At 68.3% G+C, this 18,133-nt stretch carries 21 protein-coding genes; 6 read left to right on the top strand and 15 right to left on the bottom strand.

The genetic code is table 11. The features are described 5' to 3' along the window. Positions 1 to 248 (bottom strand): site-2 protease family protein (locus A5698_RS19635; protein ID WP_197506837.1); only part of this gene is annotated, 248 nt, incomplete at its 3' end. Continuing rightward, the gene (dxr, locus tag A5698_RS19630) at positions 245 to 1,435 is read right to left on the bottom strand and encodes a 1-deoxy-D-xylulose-5-phosphate reductoisomerase (protein WP_068300233.1); all 1,191 of its coding nucleotides are present in this window, start codon (positions 1,433 to 1,435) and stop codon (positions 245 to 247) included. The genes A5698_RS19635 and dxr, both read right to left, overlap by 4 nt. Before the next feature lie 168 nt (positions 1,436 to 1,603). Here dxr and A5698_RS19625 point away from each other — a divergent pair, with 168 nt between their 5' ends. Then, positions 1,604 to 2,269: a fasciclin domain-containing protein gene (locus tag A5698_RS19625; protein WP_068300231.1), complete on the top strand. Its 666-nt coding sequence runs from the start codon at positions 1,604 to 1,606 to the stop codon at positions 2,267 to 2,269. Positions 2,270 to 2,340: 71 nt separating this feature from the next. Here the strand turns inward: A5698_RS19625 and A5698_RS19620 are convergent, their stop codons facing one another. Continuing rightward, entirely contained in the window at positions 2,341 to 2,751 is a 411-nt protein-coding gene (locus A5698_RS19620) for an ester cyclase (RefSeq protein ID WP_068300228.1), read from the bottom strand. Beyond that, complete coding sequence (locus tag A5698_RS19615) at positions 2,748 to 3,620, bottom strand: TIGR03619 family F420-dependent LLM class oxidoreductase (protein ID WP_068300226.1); 873 nt, start codon at positions 3,618 to 3,620, stop codon at positions 2,748 to 2,750. The genes A5698_RS19620 and A5698_RS19615 overlap by 4 nt, the downstream gene beginning before the upstream one ends. A gap of 39 nt (positions 3,621 to 3,659) precedes the next feature. On the opposite strand from A5698_RS19615, the gene A5698_RS19610 reads away from it, so the two are divergent. Then, complete coding sequence (locus tag A5698_RS19610; protein WP_068300223.1) at positions 3,660 to 4,952, top strand: cryptochrome/photolyase family protein; 1,293 nt, start codon at positions 3,660 to 3,662, stop codon at positions 4,950 to 4,952. Here A5698_RS19610 and A5698_RS19605 read toward each other — a convergent pair. Continuing rightward, positions 4,945 to 5,769 (bottom strand): mycofactocin-coupled SDR family oxidoreductase, encoded by an 825-nt coding sequence (locus A5698_RS19605; RefSeq protein ID WP_068300221.1) that lies wholly within the window; start codon positions 5,767 to 5,769, stop codon positions 4,945 to 4,947. The genes A5698_RS19610 and A5698_RS19605 overlap by 8 nt on opposite strands. Before the next feature lie 125 nt (positions 5,770 to 5,894). On the opposite strand from A5698_RS19605, the gene A5698_RS19600 reads away from it, so the two are divergent. Continuing rightward, on the top strand, positions 5,895 to 6,149 hold the full coding sequence (locus tag A5698_RS19600; protein ID WP_067084737.1) for a DUF2631 domain-containing protein: 255 nt from the start codon (positions 5,895 to 5,897) through the stop codon (positions 6,147 to 6,149). On the opposite strand, the gene A5698_RS19595 is transcribed toward A5698_RS19600, so the two are convergent. Continuing rightward, on the bottom strand, positions 6,146 to 6,700 hold the full coding sequence (locus A5698_RS19595) for a hypothetical protein (RefSeq protein WP_068300218.1): 555 nt from the start codon (positions 6,698 to 6,700) through the stop codon (positions 6,146 to 6,148). The genes A5698_RS19600 and A5698_RS19595 overlap by 4 nt on opposite strands. 104 nt (positions 6,701 to 6,804) lie before the next feature. Next, entirely contained in the window at positions 6,805 to 8,232 is a 1,428-nt protein-coding gene (locus tag A5698_RS19590; protein WP_084792530.1) for a WS/DGAT/MGAT family O-acyltransferase, read from the bottom strand. 117 nt (positions 8,233 to 8,349) lie between these two features. On the opposite strand from A5698_RS19590, the gene A5698_RS19585 reads away from it, so the two are divergent. Further along, positions 8,350 to 9,027 (top strand): DUF427 domain-containing protein, encoded by a 678-nt coding sequence (locus tag A5698_RS19585; RefSeq protein ID WP_068300216.1) that lies wholly within the window; start codon positions 8,350 to 8,352, stop codon positions 9,025 to 9,027. Between the two features lie 67 nt (positions 9,028 to 9,094). Here the strand turns inward: A5698_RS19585 and A5698_RS19580 are convergent, their stop codons facing one another. Continuing rightward, positions 9,095 to 10,012, bottom strand: a complete 918-nt coding sequence (locus A5698_RS19580) for an LLM class F420-dependent oxidoreductase (protein WP_068300214.1) — start codon at positions 10,010 to 10,012, stop codon at positions 9,095 to 9,097. A 108-nt stretch (positions 10,013 to 10,120) separates the two neighbouring features. Here A5698_RS19580 and A5698_RS19575 point away from each other — a divergent pair, with 108 nt between their 5' ends. Further along, positions 10,121 to 11,053, top strand: a complete 933-nt coding sequence (locus A5698_RS19575) for an LLM class flavin-dependent oxidoreductase (RefSeq protein ID WP_068300212.1) — start codon at positions 10,121 to 10,123, stop codon at positions 11,051 to 11,053. Here the strand turns inward: A5698_RS19575 and A5698_RS19570 are convergent. Beyond that, entirely contained in the window at positions 11,050 to 12,219 is a 1,170-nt protein-coding gene (locus A5698_RS19570) for an acyl-CoA dehydrogenase family protein (RefSeq protein WP_068300210.1), read from the bottom strand. The two genes, A5698_RS19575 and A5698_RS19570, sit on opposite strands and share 4 nt — an antisense overlap. A 68-nt stretch (positions 12,220 to 12,287) precedes the next feature. Between A5698_RS19570 and A5698_RS19565 the strand changes: the two genes are divergently transcribed. Further along, entirely contained in the window at positions 12,288 to 12,761 is a 474-nt protein-coding gene (locus A5698_RS19565; RefSeq protein ID WP_068300208.1) for a polyketide cyclase, read from the top strand. Between the two features lies 1 nt (position 12,762). Here A5698_RS19565 and A5698_RS19560 read toward each other — a convergent pair whose 3' ends face one another. The 6 genes from A5698_RS19560 to A5698_RS19535 form a co-directional block, all read right to left on the bottom strand. Then, positions 12,763 to 13,677, bottom strand: coding sequence for an alpha/beta hydrolase (locus tag A5698_RS19560; protein ID WP_068300206.1), 915 nt, complete (start codon positions 13,675 to 13,677; stop codon positions 12,763 to 12,765). 4 nt (positions 13,678 to 13,681) lie between these two features. After that, positions 13,682 to 15,190 carry a flavin-containing monooxygenase gene (locus A5698_RS19555; protein ID WP_068300204.1) on the bottom strand — a complete coding sequence of 503 codons (1,509 nt, stop codon included), beginning with the start codon at positions 15,188 to 15,190 and terminating at the stop codon, positions 13,682 to 13,684. Beyond that, entirely contained in the window at positions 15,175 to 15,900 is a 726-nt protein-coding gene (locus A5698_RS19550; RefSeq protein ID WP_068300202.1) for an SDR family NAD(P)-dependent oxidoreductase, read from the bottom strand. Before A5698_RS19550 ends, A5698_RS19555 begins: the two co-directional genes overlap by 16 nt. After that, complete coding sequence (locus A5698_RS19545; protein WP_068300200.1) at positions 15,897 to 16,643, bottom strand: HpcH/HpaI aldolase family protein; 747 nt, start codon at positions 16,641 to 16,643, stop codon at positions 15,897 to 15,899. The genes A5698_RS19550 and A5698_RS19545 overlap by 4 nt, the downstream gene beginning before the upstream one ends. Further along, positions 16,640 to 17,608 (bottom strand): zinc-binding dehydrogenase, encoded by a 969-nt coding sequence (locus tag A5698_RS19540; protein ID WP_068300198.1) that lies wholly within the window; start codon positions 17,606 to 17,608, stop codon positions 16,640 to 16,642. Before A5698_RS19540 ends, A5698_RS19545 begins: the two co-directional genes overlap by 4 nt. A 1-nt stretch (position 17,609) precedes the next feature. Further along, positions 17,610 to 18,133: cytochrome P450 (locus A5698_RS19535; protein ID WP_156670825.1), on the bottom strand; the 524-nt coding region annotated here is incomplete at its 5' end.

Genomic DNA, 18,133 nt, shown 5'->3' with positions numbered 1-18,133 from the left:
CGCACCACCGAGGTCATGCCCGCGATGTCGCAGAACCCGCCGAGCGGCACCGCCTTGACGCCGTACTCGGTGCGGTCCCCCCGCTTGTTCGCGCGCCACGTCGACCACAGCGTCGGGCCGAAGCCGACGAAGTAGCGGCGCACCTTCATTCCCGTGGCGCGCGCCACCCACATGTGGCCGCATTCATGCAGGGCCACCGAGACCAAAATGGCCAGTGCGAACAGCACGACACCGGTCAGCCACATCATCTGGTGGTGATTACCTCCCGCTCGACCGCACGCGAGGCGCGGTCACGCGCCCACTGCTGGGCGTCAAGTACGTCTTCCACGGTAGCTGGTTCGGCGGCCCACTGGTCGGCAGCGCGCAGCACGTCGGCGATGGTGCGCACGATCGCGGGGAAGCGGATGCGCCCGTCGAGGAACGCCGCGGCCGCCTCCTCGTTGGCCGCGTTGTAGACCGCGGTCATACAGCCGCCCGCCTCCCCGGCCTGGCGCGCCAGCGCCACCGCGGGGAACACCTCGTCGTCGAGCGGCTCGAAATCCCAGGTCGACGCGGTGGTGAAGTCGCAGGCCAGCGCCGCGGCCGGGACCCGTTCCGGCCAGCCCAGCGCCAACGCGATCGGCAGCTTCATGTCCGGCGGGCTGGCCTGGGCCAGCGTGGAGCCGTCGGTGAACGTGACCATCGAATGCACGATCGACTGCGGGTGCACCACCACCTCGATGCGGTCATAGGGCACCCCGAACAGCAGATGCGTCTCGATCAGCTCGAGACCCTTGTTGACCAGCGACGCCGAGTTCAGCGTGTTCATCGGCCCCATCGACCAGGTGGGATGGGCGCCGGCCTGTTCCGGGGTGGCCGACTCCAGCCGCTCGGCGCTCCACCCGCGGAACGGGCCGCCCGAGGCGGTCAGCACGATCTTGGCGACCTCGTCGGGGGTTCCGCCGCGCAGACACTGCGCCATCGCCGAGTGTTCGGAGTCGACGGGCACGATCTGGCCTGGTCGGGCGGCCTTGAGCACCAGTGGCCCGCCGGCGACCAGCGACTCCTTGTTGGCCAGCGCCAGGCGCGCGCCCGTCGCGAGCGCGGCCAGCGTCGGCTTGAGGCCCAGTGCGCCGACGAGCGCGTTGAGCACCACGTCGGCCTCGGTGTTTTCGACCAGCTCGGTGACGGCGTCGGGTCCGGCGAACGTCACGCCGCCGACGCGGGCTGCGGCGGCCTGATCGGCGACCGCGATATTGGTCACACCGGTCGCCGCGGACTGCTTCGCGAGCAGCTCGGGGTTACCGCCTCCGGCGGCCAGGCCCACCACCTCGAAGCGGTCGGGATTGGCGGCGATGACGTCGAGTGCCTGCGTTCCGATCGATCCGGTGCTGCCGAGGATCAGGACGCGCCGTCGATCCGAACCACCGCGCTGTGCGCCACCGGTAACACTCACCGAACCATTGTGCCGCTTGCCGGTAGTCGCTCGTGAGTCCCCGCGTCTGCGGGATCAGAAGTGTGACGCGAATCTGACGTGATCCATCCGCGCCCCCCACCGGTCCGAATCCCGGATGTCACAGCAGCGAGGCGGGCACCGGACCCGTCCACCACGAGGGAGCAACGCATGAAGATCGATTTCCGTAAGTCCGTCACCGCGGCGGGTGTGGCGGCGGCCGCGATCCTGACCGTCTCGGCCTGTTCGAACGACACCACCTCCGCGGCGCCCACCGCGGCCGCGGAGTCGACGTCGAGCAGCGTCGCGCCCGCTCCGATGAACCAGCCCATGGATCCGGCCGCCGGCCTGGTCGGCCCCGGTTGCGCCGATTACGCGGCCCAGAACCCGACGGGTCCCGGATCGGTCAACGGGATGGCGCTGGACAAGGTGACGGTCGCGGCGGCCAACAACCCGATGCTCACCACGCTGAGCGCGGCACTGTCGGGTCGACTCAACCCGAACGTCAACCTCGTCGACACCCTGAACGGCAGCCAGTTCACGGTGTTCGCGCCGACCGACGATGCGTTCGCCAAGATCGACCCGGCGACCATCGAGACGCTCAAGACCGACTCGGATCTGCTGACGAGCATCCTGACCTACCACGTGGTGCCCGGCCAGGCCGATCCCGCGCAGGTGATCGGCACGCACAAGACTGTGCAGGGCGCCGACGTCACGGTCGCGGGCGGCGGACAGGACATCAAGGTGAACGACGCGGGTGTGGTGTGCGGCGGAGTGCGCACCGCGAACGCGACCGTCTACCTCATCGACTCGGTGTTGATGCCGCCGGCGAATTGACCTGTCTAGCAACAGGTTCGGAGGGCAGCCCGGCACCCCGGCTCGGGCTGCCCTCCCTCGTCGATGCGACGTCAGCCCGCACCCAGCTGGTGCAACAGGCCGTACATGTCGAGCTGACCGCGATGCGCGACCAGCATGTCACCCTGGAACCTGTCGATGTGGATCCCGGCGACCGTGACCTTGGTACCCGACGGCGGTGCGCCGCGGAACTCACCGTCGTGAGTGCCGATGAACTTGAACCGCGAGATGCCGTGCGAACCGTCGACGAGCACTTCCTCGATTTCGTGCCTGCCGTCGGAAAAGCCCCGCGTGAACTCTTCGAGGTGCGTGCGCCACTCCTGCCACCCGCCCACGGCCGCGCCGGCGACCTCGACGACCAACCGGGGCGACACCAACGCCTCCACCGTCGCCCAGTCCCGACGATCGATCGACGTATAGAGGCACTCGACGAGGTCGCGGACTTCGTCCTCGGAGAAGCTCACGGCCGCACCTTGGCGATGATGGTCTCGGCGAACCGTTCGATGGGCTCCCGATACCGTTCCACGCCACCGGGTTCCAGGTCCATGCCCATCCACGGGCTGCACATCACCGCGGTGATCCCGGCATCTTCGGCCCGCTTGTACAGGTCCGGCGACGGGGGTTCGAGCAGCGCCAGCATGATGTCGAACGGTTCGTTCTCGCGGCCGTACTCGCGAAGCAGCGCGCGCAACTTCTGCGCGTAGCCGACGGCCTCGTCCCACTGATACGCGTAGCCGACCCAGCCGTCGCACAGCCGCGCGGCGCGCCGCAATGCCGCCTCGGACTCCCCGCCGCACAGAATCGGCACCGGCGCAACGGGATGCGGTTCGATCATCATCTCCGGCACCTGGTAGTACTCGCCGCTCCACGACACCCAGCCGCCGCGCCACAGCTCCCGCAACGCGGGGATCATCTCGTCGAGGCGCTTACCGCGAGTGCCGAAATCCTGGCCCATCAACTCGTATTCCTCGCGCATCCACCCGACGCCCGCGGCCAGGGACACCCGCCCATCCGACAGCACCGACGCCGTCGCGACCTGTTTGGCCACCTCGAGCAGCGGGCGTGCGGGCGCGATGTAGACGGCGTTGGAGAACCGCAGCCGGTTCGTCACCGCGGCCATCGCTCCGATCTGCACCCAGCAGTCGGGCCACGCGGTCTCCGGCGCCCACATCGGCTTACCGGTCGGCGAGTCCGGATACGGCGAGCTGAGCTCGCGGGGATAGATCATGTGATCCGAGCACACCATCCCGTCATAGCCGGCCTCGTCGAAGGCGCGGGCGAGCCCGAGAATCTCTGACGTTTTCATGAACGCGGTGCCCGACCAGAACTCCATCCTGTTTCTCTATCGCGAAATCGGGGCAGCATCAATGCCATGCCCACATTGTTGTGGTTTCGTCGCGATCTGCGGTTGCGCGATTCGCCCGCGCTGTCAGCGGCGGCCGCCGCCGACGGTGACGTGCTGGCCTGCTACGTCCTCGACCCCCGGCTCGAAGCGTCGGCCGGCGCCCGTCGGCTGCAGTACCTCTACGACGCGCTACAGGTTCTGCGCGACGGCCTCGACGGCAGGCTGTTCGTGACGCGTGGGCGGCCCGAGAAACGAATCCCCGCTGTCGCCAAGGCGATTGACGCGTCCGCGGTCCACGTCTCGGCCGACTTCACGCCGTTCGGGCGTCGACGCGACGACGCCGTGGCGGCCGCACTCGGCGACATCCCGCTCGAGGCGACGGGCTCGCCGTACCTCGTATCGCCGGGGCGGGTGACCAAACCCGACGGCAGCCCGTACAAGGTCTTCACCCCGTTCTACAGGGCCTGGCGTGAACACGGTTGGCGCGCGCCCGCTGCGTCGAGCCCCGAATCGGCGCGTTGGCTGGACCCCTCGAAGGTCCGCGGCGCGGTGCAGATTCCCGATTCTGGGGTCGAACTCGACCTGCCCGCCGGCGAGACCGCCGCGCTACAGCAGTGGAAGTCGTTCGTGAGCGACGGACTCGACACGTACGCCGACGACCGCAACCGCCCCGATCTCGGCGGCACCAGCCGCATGTCGGCGCACCTGAAGTTCGGCACCATCCATCCCCGCACCATGGCCGCCGACCTAGGTCGGGGCAAGGGCGCGCAGGCGTACCTGCGGGAGTTGGCGTTTCGCGACTTCTACGCCGCGGTGCTCGCCGAATGGCCCCGCAGCTCGTGGTGGAACTGGAATTCCGCGTTCGACGACATGGAGGTCGATGACGGCCCCGAGGCGCAGGAGCGGTTTGAGGCCTGGAAACGGGGCCAGACGGGCTTTCCGATCGTCGACGCCGGTATGCGCCAGCTCGCCGAGACCGGGTGGATGCACAACCGGGTCCGCATGATCGCGGCGTCATTCCTGGTCAAGGACCTGCACCTACCGTGGCAGTGGGGTGCGCGCTGGTTCCTCGACCAACTGGTCGACGGCGACATGGCCAACAACCAGCACGGCTGGCAGTGGGTCGCGGGCACCGGGACCGATGCCGCGCCGTTCTTCCGCATCTTCAACCCGACTACGCAGGGTGAGAAGTTCGATCCCGACGGCGGCTACGTGCGGCGCTGGGTACCCGAGGTCGACGACGACGGCTATCCCGCGCCGATCGTCGACCACGCCGCCGAACGCAAAGAGGCGCTGCGCCGCTACGCCGACCTCACTTGATGATCTGGCCGCCGTCGACCGGCAGCGCCACCCCGGTGACGTAGCGCCCGGAGTCGCCGCACAGGTACACCATCGCGTCGCTGATCGCCTCCGGCTCGACGGGCGGCACGTTGAGCAGTGGCTGCTGGGAGGCGCTGAAGGCGGGATGCTCACCGGACCATTCGGCCAGCGCCTCGTTGTAGATCATCGGCGTGGCCACGCCGCCGGGATGAACGGAGTTGACGCGAATGTTCTTCTCCGCCAACCCTCGTGCGAAGTGGCGCATCACGCCGATCACACCGTGCTTGGCGACGGTGTATCCCGCCGCGCCGTGGTTCATCGTGCCGAAGTCGACGGTGACGGGTTTGAACGCGGCCGCCGAGCTGGTGATCACGATCGCGCCGCCGCCGCCGTGGGCGAGCAGGGCGGGCAGCGTCGCGGTGATCGTGTAGTAGACGCCGTTGAGCATGACGTTGACGGCGTCGATGAACGCGGAGATCTCGCCTCCCTGCTCCCCCGCCGCCGGCAGGATCCCCGCGTTGGCGAGCACGAAGTCGATGCGGCCGAGCTCCGCAGCGCCCTTGGCCGCGATCTCCTGCAGCCGCACGAGGTCGCGGACATCACCGTGTTCGGCGACGATCCTGCGGCCGGTCTTCTCCACGAGGTTGACGGTCTCGTCGAGGTCCTCCGGGGTGGCCATCGGATAGGCGACGCTGTCGATCTGCTCGCACAGGTCGACCGCGATGATGTCGGCGCCTTCCTCGGCGAATCGAACCGCGTGCGCGCGGCCCTGGCCCCGCGCGGCGCCGGTGATGAACGCGACCTTGCCCTCGAACATCTGCCGTTGTGCTCCTTGCGCCCGCGGTGTCATGACGCAACACCCTACGGTCCGTGCAGTAGGCCCCCTGTTTTGGGCATATGCCAGAATGTCGGCAGTACAGAGCCCGACCATGAGGAGCAGCCGTGGCCAACACCGAGGTGCAGCGACACACCGGGGTCGACGTCGAAGACGTGCCGTCCGCCGAGTGGGGCTGGTCGAAGGAGAACCCGAAGTTCTTCCACATCGGCGGCATCATCGCGGCGCTGTTCCTGCTCGCCCTCATGCACGGCAATCACGTCGGACGCGTCGAGGATCTCTTCCTCATTGGATTCGCCGTCGTGATTCTGGCCGCGGTCGCCCGCGACTGGTGGCTGCGCCGCCGCGGCTGGATTCGCTAGACCGGGTTCAGCGGCCGGAAGGACTCGATCCCCAAGTCGAAGAGCGTCTCGGTGGCGCCGACGGCGGTGGTCACGTCGGCCGCAGCCAGGGCCCGGGCCTTGAACGCGCGGGCCGCGACACTCAGCCGATGCTCGGTCGCCTCGACGCGACCGCCGAGTTCGGCCGGCCACTCGTCGCCCCACACCATCACCTCGGCGCCGCGCTTCACCAACTCGAAGACGTGGGCCCGCACCCGCGGATCGTCACGCAGTAGCTCCGCACCGACCGCGAGCGCACCGTCTCGGGGCGCGTCGCGCAAGGCGCTGTGTGCGCCCTGACGGGTGGCGTTGGCGCCCAGGATGGTCAGCGCCCGCACATCAGTGCAGTCCTCGACCCAGACGTTGACGTCCCAGCCGGCCCGCGCGCGGTCGAACAGCCAACCGCCCGCGCGTCCAACCAGGTCGGCGAGGTTCGTCGCCAGAATGCTGAGATGATGCTGCTTGACCGGGTCGTCGGCGGCTAGGGCGCCGTCGGCCGACACGACGTCGTCGGTAGAGGGTCGAGTCGCCATAGTTCCTATCCGATCGGGTCAGCGACGCCGGTCGAGGAGGCGTCACGGCGCCCCTAGAGCGTGACACTATTGTCGCGATCTGTAAAGGTTCGGTGTCGCGTCGGTCAGCGCGAGGCGACGGCCAGAGGCAGAGTCGAAGCCACCGGGGTCAGCTCGCCGGACAACCCCGCGGCGCGGCGGATCTCGACGAAGGACTCGATCAACGCGTCCGTCGCCTCGTGAGGATCGTCGAGCGTGCGGTCGTCTGTCAGCACCGAGATGGCGAGCTGGTCGACGTAGCTCCACACCGTGATGTTCATCCCGCTGCCGGTGACGACCGGTCCGACAGAGTAGATCTCGCTCAGCACACCACCTGCGATGTGGCCGCGATCGCGGGGTCCCGCGACGTTGGAGATGGTCAGGTTCATCACCGCGCCGGACTCCATTCGGCTCGCCTGCATCCGAAAGAACCTGGGCGCCAACGCCGGTGGCAGATACGACATCCACGCAGGCAGCACCGTCGGCCCGAGCAGCTGGTGACTCTCCTTGGCGATCTTGGTCGCCACCGCGGTGAGTCTGACCCGTTCGAGCGGATCTGCGATGTGCACCGGCAACGACGGCATCATGTAGGTGAACTCGTTGCCCGTCAAGCGATCTCGCGACGGGTCGGTGCTGACCGGCACGCCGGCGATCAACGGCTCGTCGGCGGTCCCGTCGTAGCGCTGCAGCAGCGTGCGCAGTGCCCCGGCCGCGGTGGCCAACACGATGTCGTTGAGCGTCACGCCCAGATGTCTGCTGGTCTCCTTGACCTCCGCCAGCGACAGCGGCGCGGTCGCGAATCGCCGCCCCGGCGACACGACGTGGTTGAGGAACGTTCGCGGCGGGGCGAAGTTGCGCGCCAGATCGGGATGACGGCCCCGCTCCCTGGCGCGCTTGCGCACCCGCGACACGCCGGCCGCCGTCTCGTTGAGCAGCCGGGGCAGCCGGCGGATCAGCTGGGCGTGGTCGCGGCCCGCGGCCTTGAGCAGTTGCGCGGTGGTGCGCAACGCCGGGTCGGCGACGACCCGAACGGGCGACGGCGCCTCGGATTCGAGTGCCTTGGCCAGTTGGTTGGCCGAGGCGACGCCGTCGGCCAGCACGTGATGCACCTTGTGGACGATCGCGACGCGGCCGTCGGCGAGGCCCTCGGCGACGTACATCTCCCACAGCGGGCGGCTGCGGTCCAGCGGTGTGCTGGCGATCTCGCCGATGAGGTCGTCGAGTTCACGCCTGCCGCCCGGCGGCGCGACGCGCGCCCGGCGCAGGTGGTAGTCGAGGTCGATGTCGTGGTTCTCCCACCACATCGGGTGGTGAAGCCGAAGCGGGATGTCGACGAGTTGGTAGCGCAGCGCCGAGAGCGCCATCAACCGCGGATAGGCGACCCGCCGGAACATGTCGAAGCTGTAGTCCTCGATGCCCGACACATCGAGGATGCCGATCTTGAGCGTGTGCATGTGGATCTCGGGCGTCTCGCTGTACAGCATCAACGCGTCCACACCGTTGAGTCGCTTCATTCCTCCCCGCATCCCGCCTCGCCCAGGCAACGCCTACCGGTTTCCCAATCGTGCTCCTCCTCAAGCACGTTCGCTGGGGAGGTGACGATGAGCCCGAAATTTGTAAGGCTGACCGGCATGAGTCTCGTCGCCGCCCGCGGACCGCTGGGCAACGATCCGGCCGGCTGGTTCACGCCACCGCTGCCCGCCGACGTGGTGTTCGTCGAACCGCATCCGCGCCGGGTGCAGGCACTGCGCAACGGAAACACGGTGCTGGACACCGAGCGCGCGTTGCTGGTGCACCGTCGCGGCCACCCGCTCAGCTACGCCTTTCCCATCGACGAGGTCGGCGACCTTCCGTGCGAGCCCGTCGTCGAGGCGCCCGGCTACGTCCGGGTGCCGTGGGACGCCGTCGACACGTGGCTGGAGGAAGGCCGCACGCTCGTGCACTATCCGCCCAACCCGTATCACCGCGTCGACTGTCGGCCGACGCATCGCGCGCTGCGCGTGACGGTGGCGGGTGAACCGCTGGTCGACACGGCCGAGACCGTGATCGTCTTCGAGACGTCGCTGGAGCCTCGCCTCTACGTCGACCCGGCGCACGTGCGAACCGACCTGCTGCGACCGTCGTCGACCACCAGCTACTGCAACTACAAGGGCTACGCGTCGTATTGGTCGGCCGTCGTCGGCGACACCGTGGTCGAGGACGTCGCGTGGAGCTATCCGGACCCGCCGCCCGAGACGCTGCCGATCGCGGGCTTTTACAGCTTCGACCCCGAGCGCGCCGAGGTGTCGGCCAAACTGCCCGGCACCTGATCACCGCCGAATCTGAGCTTCTGCGCGAGTTTCGCCCCCGATATCGCGCACAAGTTCAGTCTCGGCGTCAGGACTTGGCGATCACCGACTCGCCGAACCGCTGGATGGCTTCGAGCACGTGCGCGAGGCTGTCGCCGGGCAGACCGACCTGAACCCACGTCACCCCGAGCTTGGCCAGCTTCTCCAATCCGGAGAGGTATTCATCGGGGTTGAAGTCGTCGCCGCCGGGAGTGCCGCCGTCGGGGTTGGTGAAGGTGATGTCGATGCGCGACCAGTCGCGGCCGGCTTCGTCGAACCGGCGCCGCAGATCCTCGATACCCCATGCGAGGGCCGCGACATCCATGGGCGCCGTACGCGCGGTCTGGGCCAGCACGCCCTGCGCGGGGAACGGGCACCATCCGTCACCGTGGGCGACGACGCGCTTGCGGGCGGCGGTGGTGTTGCCGCCGATCCAGATGGGCGGATACGGATCGCTGACCGGCCGGGGGTGTGCGGTGATGCCGCTGGCGGTGAAATGTCGCCCCTCGTAGGAGAAGTCGTCGGTGGTCCAGATGCCGCGGATGACCTCCAGCGCCTCTTCGAACAGCGCGGCCCGCTCCTCGAAATCCACGCCGAGCGCGGTGAATTCCCGCTTCAGATAGCCGACGCCGACGCCGAGCGTGAACCGCCCGTCGGACAACAGGTCCAGGGTGGCACCGGATTTGGCGACGACGAACGGGTTGCGATACGGCAGCACGACGATGTTGGGGATCAGCCGCAGGCGGGTGGTGACCGCGGCGGCGTAACCCATCGCGACGAACGGGTCCACCGCGTCGTGGCCACCGGCCTGGAGCCAGCGCTGTGTCGGCGCCGGGTGGTCGGTGAACCCGAACCCGTCGAAACCCGCGGCCTCCGCGGCGGCCGCGACCGTCGCGATCCCCTTGCCGGTGACAAGCTCCGGGTTATACGGGTGGGTGTGCATCGGGTGGGTGAAGGTGAACCGCATATCGTGTCCCGTCTAGAACATTCTTCTCGTTTTCCGAGAATGTCGTTACCATGCGAACCGCGGAAAGTACAGCTTCGAGGCGATGGGAGGGCGATGGGCACTACTGACGTGGCGAGGCCCGAGATCGGCGTCTACCTGCCCCAGATGGGCTTCACCTACGAACAGATGCTGGATCGCACCCGGCGCTGCGAGGCGCTCGGCATCGACTCGTTGTGGCTCTACGACCACCTCTACGGGCCCGGCGTGCCGGACTATCCGTCGCTGGAGGCGTGGACGCTGGCCACCGCGCTGCTGAGCAACACCGAACGCATCCGGATCGGACACATGGTGCTGTGCAACCAGTTTCGCCATCCCGCGGTCCTGGCCAAGATGGCCACGACGCTCGACCAGATCTCCGCCGGCCGCTTGCAGCTCGGTCTGGGCAGCGGTTCGATCGAAGACGAGCACATCCGCACCGGGCTGCCGTGGGGATCGTTTCGTGAGCGTTCCGAGCGCCTCGGCGAGACGCTGGAGATCCTGGCGCAGGCCTTCGCCGACGAGCGAATCGACTTCAGCGGCAAGCACTTCACGATCACCGACTTCGCGGTGAAGCCCGGTCCGGTCCAGCGGCCGAGGCCGCCGATCGTGGTCGGCGGCATCGGCGAGAAGTACACGCTGCCGCTGGTGGCCCGGTATGCGGACGTGTGGAACGTGCCGACGTACGCGCTGGGCGAACTGCAGCACAAGGTGTCGGTGCTGCAGACCATATGCGAGGACATCGGGCGGGATCCGTCGACCATCGTGTTGTCGGTCGAGGCCGTGATGGCGCTCGCGCCCGACGAGGCATCGGTGCCGGAGGTGCGCGGTCTTGCCGAGAAACGCTTTGGGGCACCGGCGTTCGGCCTCGAGGAGGCGGGCCTGATCGGGACACCGCCGACGATCGTCGACCGTCTCCACGAACTGCGAGAGCTCGGCTTCGGCCAGATCGTGCTGTTCACACACGACCGTGCGTCGAACCGGACGCTGGATCTGCTGGCCGCCGAGGTGATCGCGAAACTCTAGGCGGGCCGCTTCGCCGGTGGCGAGTAGCTCGGTCGCCCGAGTCCCAGCGCGTGCTGGGCGATCATGTTGCGGAACACCTCCAGCGTGCCGCCGTAGATGCCGGCGGGCCCGGCCAAGCGGAAGGCGTACTCGACTCCCCCGCCGCCCGTGACGCCCTCCGCCCCGACCGGCAGGCTGCCCGCCGTGCCCAACAGGTCCATCAGGTCCGGTGCGACGTCACGCATCGTCTGCGCGTTCGCCACCCGACCGAACATGTCCGGCGTGCTCAGGGCCGCCTCGATCCGCGCGACGGCGCGACCGAGCCGGTACCGCGCCGAATCCTCGTCGCTCAGCACGGCGAAGATCTCGTCGACCGCCTCGGCGAGCAGTGTCAGGTGCTCGCTCATCGTCGCCAGCTTCTGCAGGCCCTGCGCGTCGCGCTCGATGGTGCCGTGTTCGGCGTTCAGCGCCTCGCGCAGCACCGACCAGCCGCCGTTCACTGGGCCCACGCGGAACTTGTCGTCGACGCGGACGTCGCTGTAGAAGGTGATGTTGGTGCGGTCACCGTCGACGGTGCGGATCGGCTGGATCTCGATGCCCAGAGACGACAGCGGCACCAGGAACATCGTGAGGTTCTTGTGTTTCGGCGCCTCGGGATCCGTGTTGGTGATCAGGAAGACGTACTGTGCGTTGTGGGCGTTCGATGTGAACATCTTGGAGCCGTTGATGATCCAGCTCGACCCGTCCGCCTCCCGCACCGCGCGGGTCTTGCACGTCGCGACGTCCGAGCCGCCCTCGGGTTCGGTGTAGCCCAGGCACAGCCGGTAGTGCCCCGACAGCACGTTCGGCAGCACCTCCTGCTTCAACTCCGGCGTGGCGAACTGCTCCAGGCAGCGCGCCACCATCATCGTGGTGGGCCAGTGAAACCACGGTGCGTGGGAGCGGCCGATCTCCAGTTCCCAGATGCGGCGGCGGATGGCGCTGAAGCCGCCGTCGGCCTCGGAGTTGAATTCCGCCGCGAGGTAGCCCCGTTCGGCGAGCGCGAGATGGACGCCCTCGTCGAAGTTCTCACCGGTTCGGCGGTCCCGTTCGATGACCTCGTCGGTGACGACGGACCGCAGGACGTCACGAACCTCGTCCTGGAACGCCCGGTTGTCCTCGCTCAACTGCACGCGGGAGAAGTCCACCTGGACACCGTGACACTTCTGCGGTTAGTTGTAAAGTCTGAACCCGTTCCTCCACGGAAGGCAGCACATTGGGCATCGTCACGACCAGTTCGCAAACCGCGTTCGCCGTCGGAGCGGAGACGATCTACGACTTCGTGACGAACCCGGCGAACTGGCCCAAGACCTACCCCACGAGCGCCCACATCGGGGGACTACCCGACCACCTGCCGCTGAAGGTCGGAGACACCTGGACCGAGACCGGTCCCGACGGCGACCGCATCTTCACGTGGCACCTCGCCGTCGCCGCGCGCCCGACCATCTGGGTGTTCACCTCGATCGGCCGCCTCGGCCACGACCGCGACGGCAACGGCGGCATGGAGGGCCGAATCACCGTGGAGTACCACTTCACCCGCCCCGGCGGGGACATCACGCTGTTCACCCGGACGATGACCGTCGAGGCCTACAAGCACGCCCCGTTGCCGGACGGGTTCTTCCGTGCGGTCAACCCGGCGCACATCGACGATTACCACGCCGCGATCGCCCGCGAACTCGGCAGTTCCTGAACTACGAGCCGTGCAGCGCCCGACGCAACGCCGCGCCTTGCAGTTCGAACAACCGGACGCTGGTCTCCCACTCCGGGACCATCGAGTCGAACCCGTGACACGTGCCGGGAAACACGTGCAGTTCGGTCGCGACACCGGCGTGCATCAGCCGCTGCGCGTACTCCACCGCCTCATCACGCAGCGGGTCGAGTTCCGAGCAGCTGACGAACGCGCCTGCCACACCGGCCAAGTCAGCGGCCCGACCGGGGACCGCGGCGACATCAACGGACACGTCCCCCAGGTAGTGCCGCCACATCATCTCGGTCGCGGGCCCGTCGAAGCCGGGCGTCGTGACGAACTCTCTCTTGGATTCGGTGGACCGGTCGTCGAGCACCGGCTGGTGCAGCAGCTGGAACACCACCGGCGGCGCCGCCGACTCCGCCGACCGTTGCGCGAGCCCCGCCGCCAGCGCACCACCGGCGCTGCTCCCCGCGACCGCGAGCCTGGCCGCGTCGAGCCCGAGTTCCGTCGCACATTCGGCGGCCCAGTTCAGCACCGCCAGCGCGTCATCCAGCGCGGCCGGGAACGGGTGCTCGGGCGCCAGCCGGTAATCGACCGAGAGCACCGTGCAACCCCCGCGCCGGGCCAGCTCGACGCACTGCAGATGGTCGGTGTCGAGGTTGCCCAGCACGAACGCCCCGGCGTGGCAGTAGATCACCGCCGGCGATGGTGCGGCGGCTCCGCGGTAGATGCGTACCCGAACCGAATCAGCCACGCGTTCTTCGATCTCCACGACGATGTCGTTGACCGCCCTGGCGGCTTCGGCGCGGCGCTGATTGAGTGAGTCGCGGACGACGCCGAGCAACCCCGGCGACAGATCGGTCCGGGCCTCCGCCAGGTGGCGCAGCGCGGGGTCGAGCCGGTCGACGATGGTCACGACGTCAAGGCCTCGCAGCGGTCCGAGTCTCTGCTTCCGCCGCCCGGTCCTGCCGAGCCGGCTCGAATGTGTAGTCGGACGGCTTGAACCGTCGCGTCATACCCCAGAACGCGCGGGCGCTGCGCGGCCACTGGGTGACGACACGGCCGTTCGCGGCGCGGAAGTAGTTGCTGCACCGGGTGAGCCAGACGGTGCCCTCCATCCAGCGGTCGACCTTTGCCAGGAACGCCGCCATCGCACTCGGCCGGACCGCGATGTACGACTTGCCCTTACGCCGGAGGTGTCTCAGCGCCCGCACAATGTAGTGGGCCTGTGCCTCGAGCATGAAGATCACGCTGTTGGACCCGACGTTGGTGTTGGGGCCGTACAGCATGAAGAAGTTGGGAAAGCGCGGCACCGCCATGCCCAGGTAAGCGTACGCGCCGTCGCTCCAGGTCTCACGTAACGAGACCCCGTCCTCACCGACGACGTCGATCTGGCCGAGATAGTCGGCGGCAGCATAGCCCGTCGCGCACAACACCACGTCGACGTCGAGTTCGGTTCCGTCCTCGGTGATCAGCGACCTCGCTCGCAGCGATCGCGCCGGGCTCGCGACGACCTCGACGTGCGGTTGCGTCAGGGTCTGCAGGTAGTCGGTCGCGAACACCAGCCTCTTACAGCCGAGCGGATGATCGGGGGTCAGCTTGCGCCGCAACTCCTCATCGGGAACGGCCGCCTCGAGCACCTTGAGCGCGATGCCCGTGAACTCCTGCGTCTTGTCGCTGCCGTTCTCGATGACCGAGATGTTGGACTCGCTGCGCAGCCACAGCCGGATCCGGTAGATCCTCTTGGCGAGGGGGACGTACCGGAACATCCACCTCTCCCGCTCGGTGTAGGGCCGATCGGGTTTGGGCAGGATCCACGTCGGCGAACGTTGCACCGAGTACACCCGATCGGCCACCGTGGCGACCTCCGGAACAAGTTGTGCCGCAGTCGATCCCGTTCCCAGCACCGCGACCCGCTTACCGGTCAGGTCGACGGAGTGGTCCCACCGAGCCGTATGCATCATGGCGCCGGTGAACGGCTCCTCTTGCACGAGGTCGGGCATGACGGGCCTGGTGAACAGGCCGACGGCGGAGACCACCACGTCGAAAGTGAACTGTTCACCGGTCGCGGTCGTCAGCCGCCAATCCTCGCCCGACCACCGCGCCGAGGTGATCTCGGTGTTGAGCCGAAGGTGCGGGGCGAGTTCGTAGCGCCGCGCGCAGCGTTCGAAGTACTCGAGGATTTCTTTCTGGCCCGACCACAGCCGCGACCAGTCCGGGTTGAGGTCGAACGAGTAGGAGTACAGGTGCGACTTCACATCGCACGCCAGTCCCGGATAGGTGTTGATGCGCCAGGTGCCGCCGACGCCGTCCTCGCGGTCGAAGATCGTGAAGTCGCCAAACCCGGCCTTGCGCAGAAAGATCCCGAGCGCTAGGCCCCCGGGTCCTGCACCGATGATCCCCACCGAGAGGTTCACATTCGGAGGCATTGACCACCGTCCACGACGAGTTCTGCGCCGGTGATGAACGATGCGTGGTCCGACACCAGATAGGCGACCGCATCGGCCACCTCCACCGGCTGACCGAGCCGACCGAACGTCACGGTCAACCTGCTCTGTGTCGCGTCGTCGAGCATGGGCGTGGCGATCGGCCCCGGGAACACCGCGTTGACGCGGATACCGTCGCCCGCCAGTTCGGCCGCGCACACCTGGGTGAGCCCGCGCAGCGCCCATTTCGACGACCCGTAGGCGGCGTGCGCGGGGAACGCCCGCACGGCGCTGGTGCTGCAGGTGTTGACGATCGCCGCGCCGTCGGCCCTGCGAAGGTGTTCGAGTGTGGCCTGAATGCCCAGGAACGGTCCGAGACAGTTGACCCGCCAGCTGGATTCGAACCCTTCCGGGGTCTCCTCCGCCAACGACGCCCGGTGCAGCACCCCCGCGTTGTTCACCAGCGTCGTGACCGGGCCGAACGCGTCCGCGACGGTCTCGACCGCGGCGGTCCACTGTGCGGGCGACGTCACGTCGAGGTCGACCGCGATCACGCCGTCGCCGCCGAGTTCGCCGACGGATCGTTTCAACTCGTCCGCCAGCACATCGCAGGCGGCGACGCGGAAGCCGTCCCGGCGCAGGCGCGCCACGATCGCCGCACCCTGTCCCCGAGCGGCGCCCGTCACCAACGCGACCCGTTCACCGGCGGTCATCGGGCCTCCCGCAGGATCTCGGACGCGCCGTGCCGAAGCGCCTGCGACTCCGAGGCGAGCGTCACCATGCGAAAGCCCAGCTCGGCCATCTTCTTTCCGGTCTTCGCCGTACCGGCGTGGATGGCCGGGATCAGTCTCGCCGCCGTGGCCGTGGCCGCAATGCGGGCGATCGCGTCTTGCACGACCGAGGCGTTCCACGCTTCGGCGGGCGTGTGCCCCAGCGAGATCGCCAGATCGGCCGGCCCGACGTAGACACCGGTCAGGCCCGTTACGGCGCAGATCTCGTCGAGTGCCGCCAACCCCGGTGCGCTTTCGATCATCACGAAGACGCTCACCCGCGATTCGTGTTCGGCGGGTTCGCGGCCGAGGCTGGCCCGCAGCGGCCCATAGCTGCGCACGCCTGCAGGCGCGTAGCGGGTGGCCGCGACGGATGCGGCCGCCTGCTCGGCCGATTCGACCATCGCCACGATGACGGCGTCCGCACCCGCGTCGAGCACCCGGCCGATCGGCGCGGGATCGGGCGACGCGACGCGCACCGCCGTGGCGATCGGTACGTGTTCCAGCCGTCGCAGCAACAGGGCGACATCGGCGTCGTCGAGGTAGCCGTGCTGGATGTCGAATCCGAGGTAGTCGTAGCCGGCCTGGGCGAATTCTTCGGGTCCGATGATGGTGGGTCCGACGATCCAGCCGCCCCACACCCGTTCTCGCGCGGACAATGCGTCCTGCAACCTGCTGGTGGTCATTCCACGATCGCGATCTTGATGCGGTCCGGCGACGGACGGCACGCGAGCTCGAACGCCGCCTGGGTGTCCTCGACACCGAAGGTGTGCGTGACGTAAGCCGGTAGCAGATCGGGATGGTGCCGGGCGAATTCGTTGGCCGCGGTCAGCATCCGGCGCCGGTCGAGGGTGACGCCGGACTTGAGCGTCAGGTTGTTGCGGAGCATGGTCCGCATGCTGATCGGGTAGCTGTCGTCGTCGGGCACGCCGAAGTAGAAGACGGTGCCGCCGGGGGCGGCGGCCTCGATCGCGTGCCCGAGCGTGGCGACCTGATGGCCGACGGCCTCGATCACGACGTCGGGACGGTCGCCGGCCTCGAGGTGGCTCACCCAGCGGTCGCTGGTGGCGCGCACGATCGTGTCGACGCCGAATTCCTTGGCCACCGCATCTCGGTCCACGGGGTCGACTCCGGTGACCCGCCGCGCGCCGAACGCCTTTGCCGCGTAGGAGAACAGCAGGCCGATCGACCCTTGTCCGATCACCGCTACGTGCAGACCCTTGAGTTTGGGCAGTTGTTCGATCGCATAGAGCACGCACGCCAGCGGTTGCAGCGCGACGGCGTGCTGCGGGCTGAGGGTGTGGTCGTAGTAGGCGAGCCCGTCACCGTCGGCGACGACGTGTTGCATCAGCCCGTCGAAGCCCGACGCCCAGCCGACGACGCTGTCCCCCACACCGTGGCTGCGATGTCTGCTGGCGATCACCTCGCCGACGACCTCGTGGATCGGGAACCCGGGCATCTCGGCCGCGCTCAACCCGCGATCGCCCGGAATCTTGCCCCGCACACCGCGAAACGGCGGAAGGTCGCTGCCGCAGACGCCCGCCGCGCGGAACCGCAGCAGCACCTGCCGGTCCCCCAGCGACTCCGGGGTCTTCTCGGGAATGTCCTGGCGTTCGAACGTGTAGGGGGCGGCTAGGCGATAGGACCACATGTCACACCTCCACCGGGACGCTGCTCCAGCCCCACTGGAAGCTCGACGGCGGCCGGGACGCGGCCTCACCGTCGATGCGCCATCCGCCCACACGCTTGAGCCATTCGGTCACCATGATGCCGATCTCCAACCGCGCGAGGTGTACGCCGAGGCAGAAGTGTTGTCCGCGACCGAAAGCCAGCAGCCGTTCGATGGGGCGGTCCCAGATGAACGCATCGGGGTCGGGATACTCGCGATCGTCGCGATTGGCCGACGCCAGCAGCGTGATGATTCGCTGCCCCGGCTGCAGCGTGGTGTCGTGGATGGTGAACGGTTTGCGGACCGTGCGCGCAAACCATTGCGCCGGTGCGCAGTAACGGATCATCTCCTCGCGCGCGACGGGCACGTTGGCGTCGAGATCGCCACGCACGGCGGACAGCTGGTCGGGCCGAAGGCCCAGCTCCCACAGGCCGTGCGCGACGATCTTCGGCACCGTTTCCGTTCCGCCGATGAAGATCCCGAGCAGCTGGGTGGCCGCCTCGACGT

The organism is Mycobacterium sp. E136 (assembly GCF_001666865.1).
GTDB lineage: Bacteria > Actinomycetota > Actinomycetes > Mycobacteriales > Mycobacteriaceae > Mycobacterium.
Note: the sequence above shows the minus strand (reverse complement) of the source record. Positions and strands in the feature narration are given on the sequence as shown.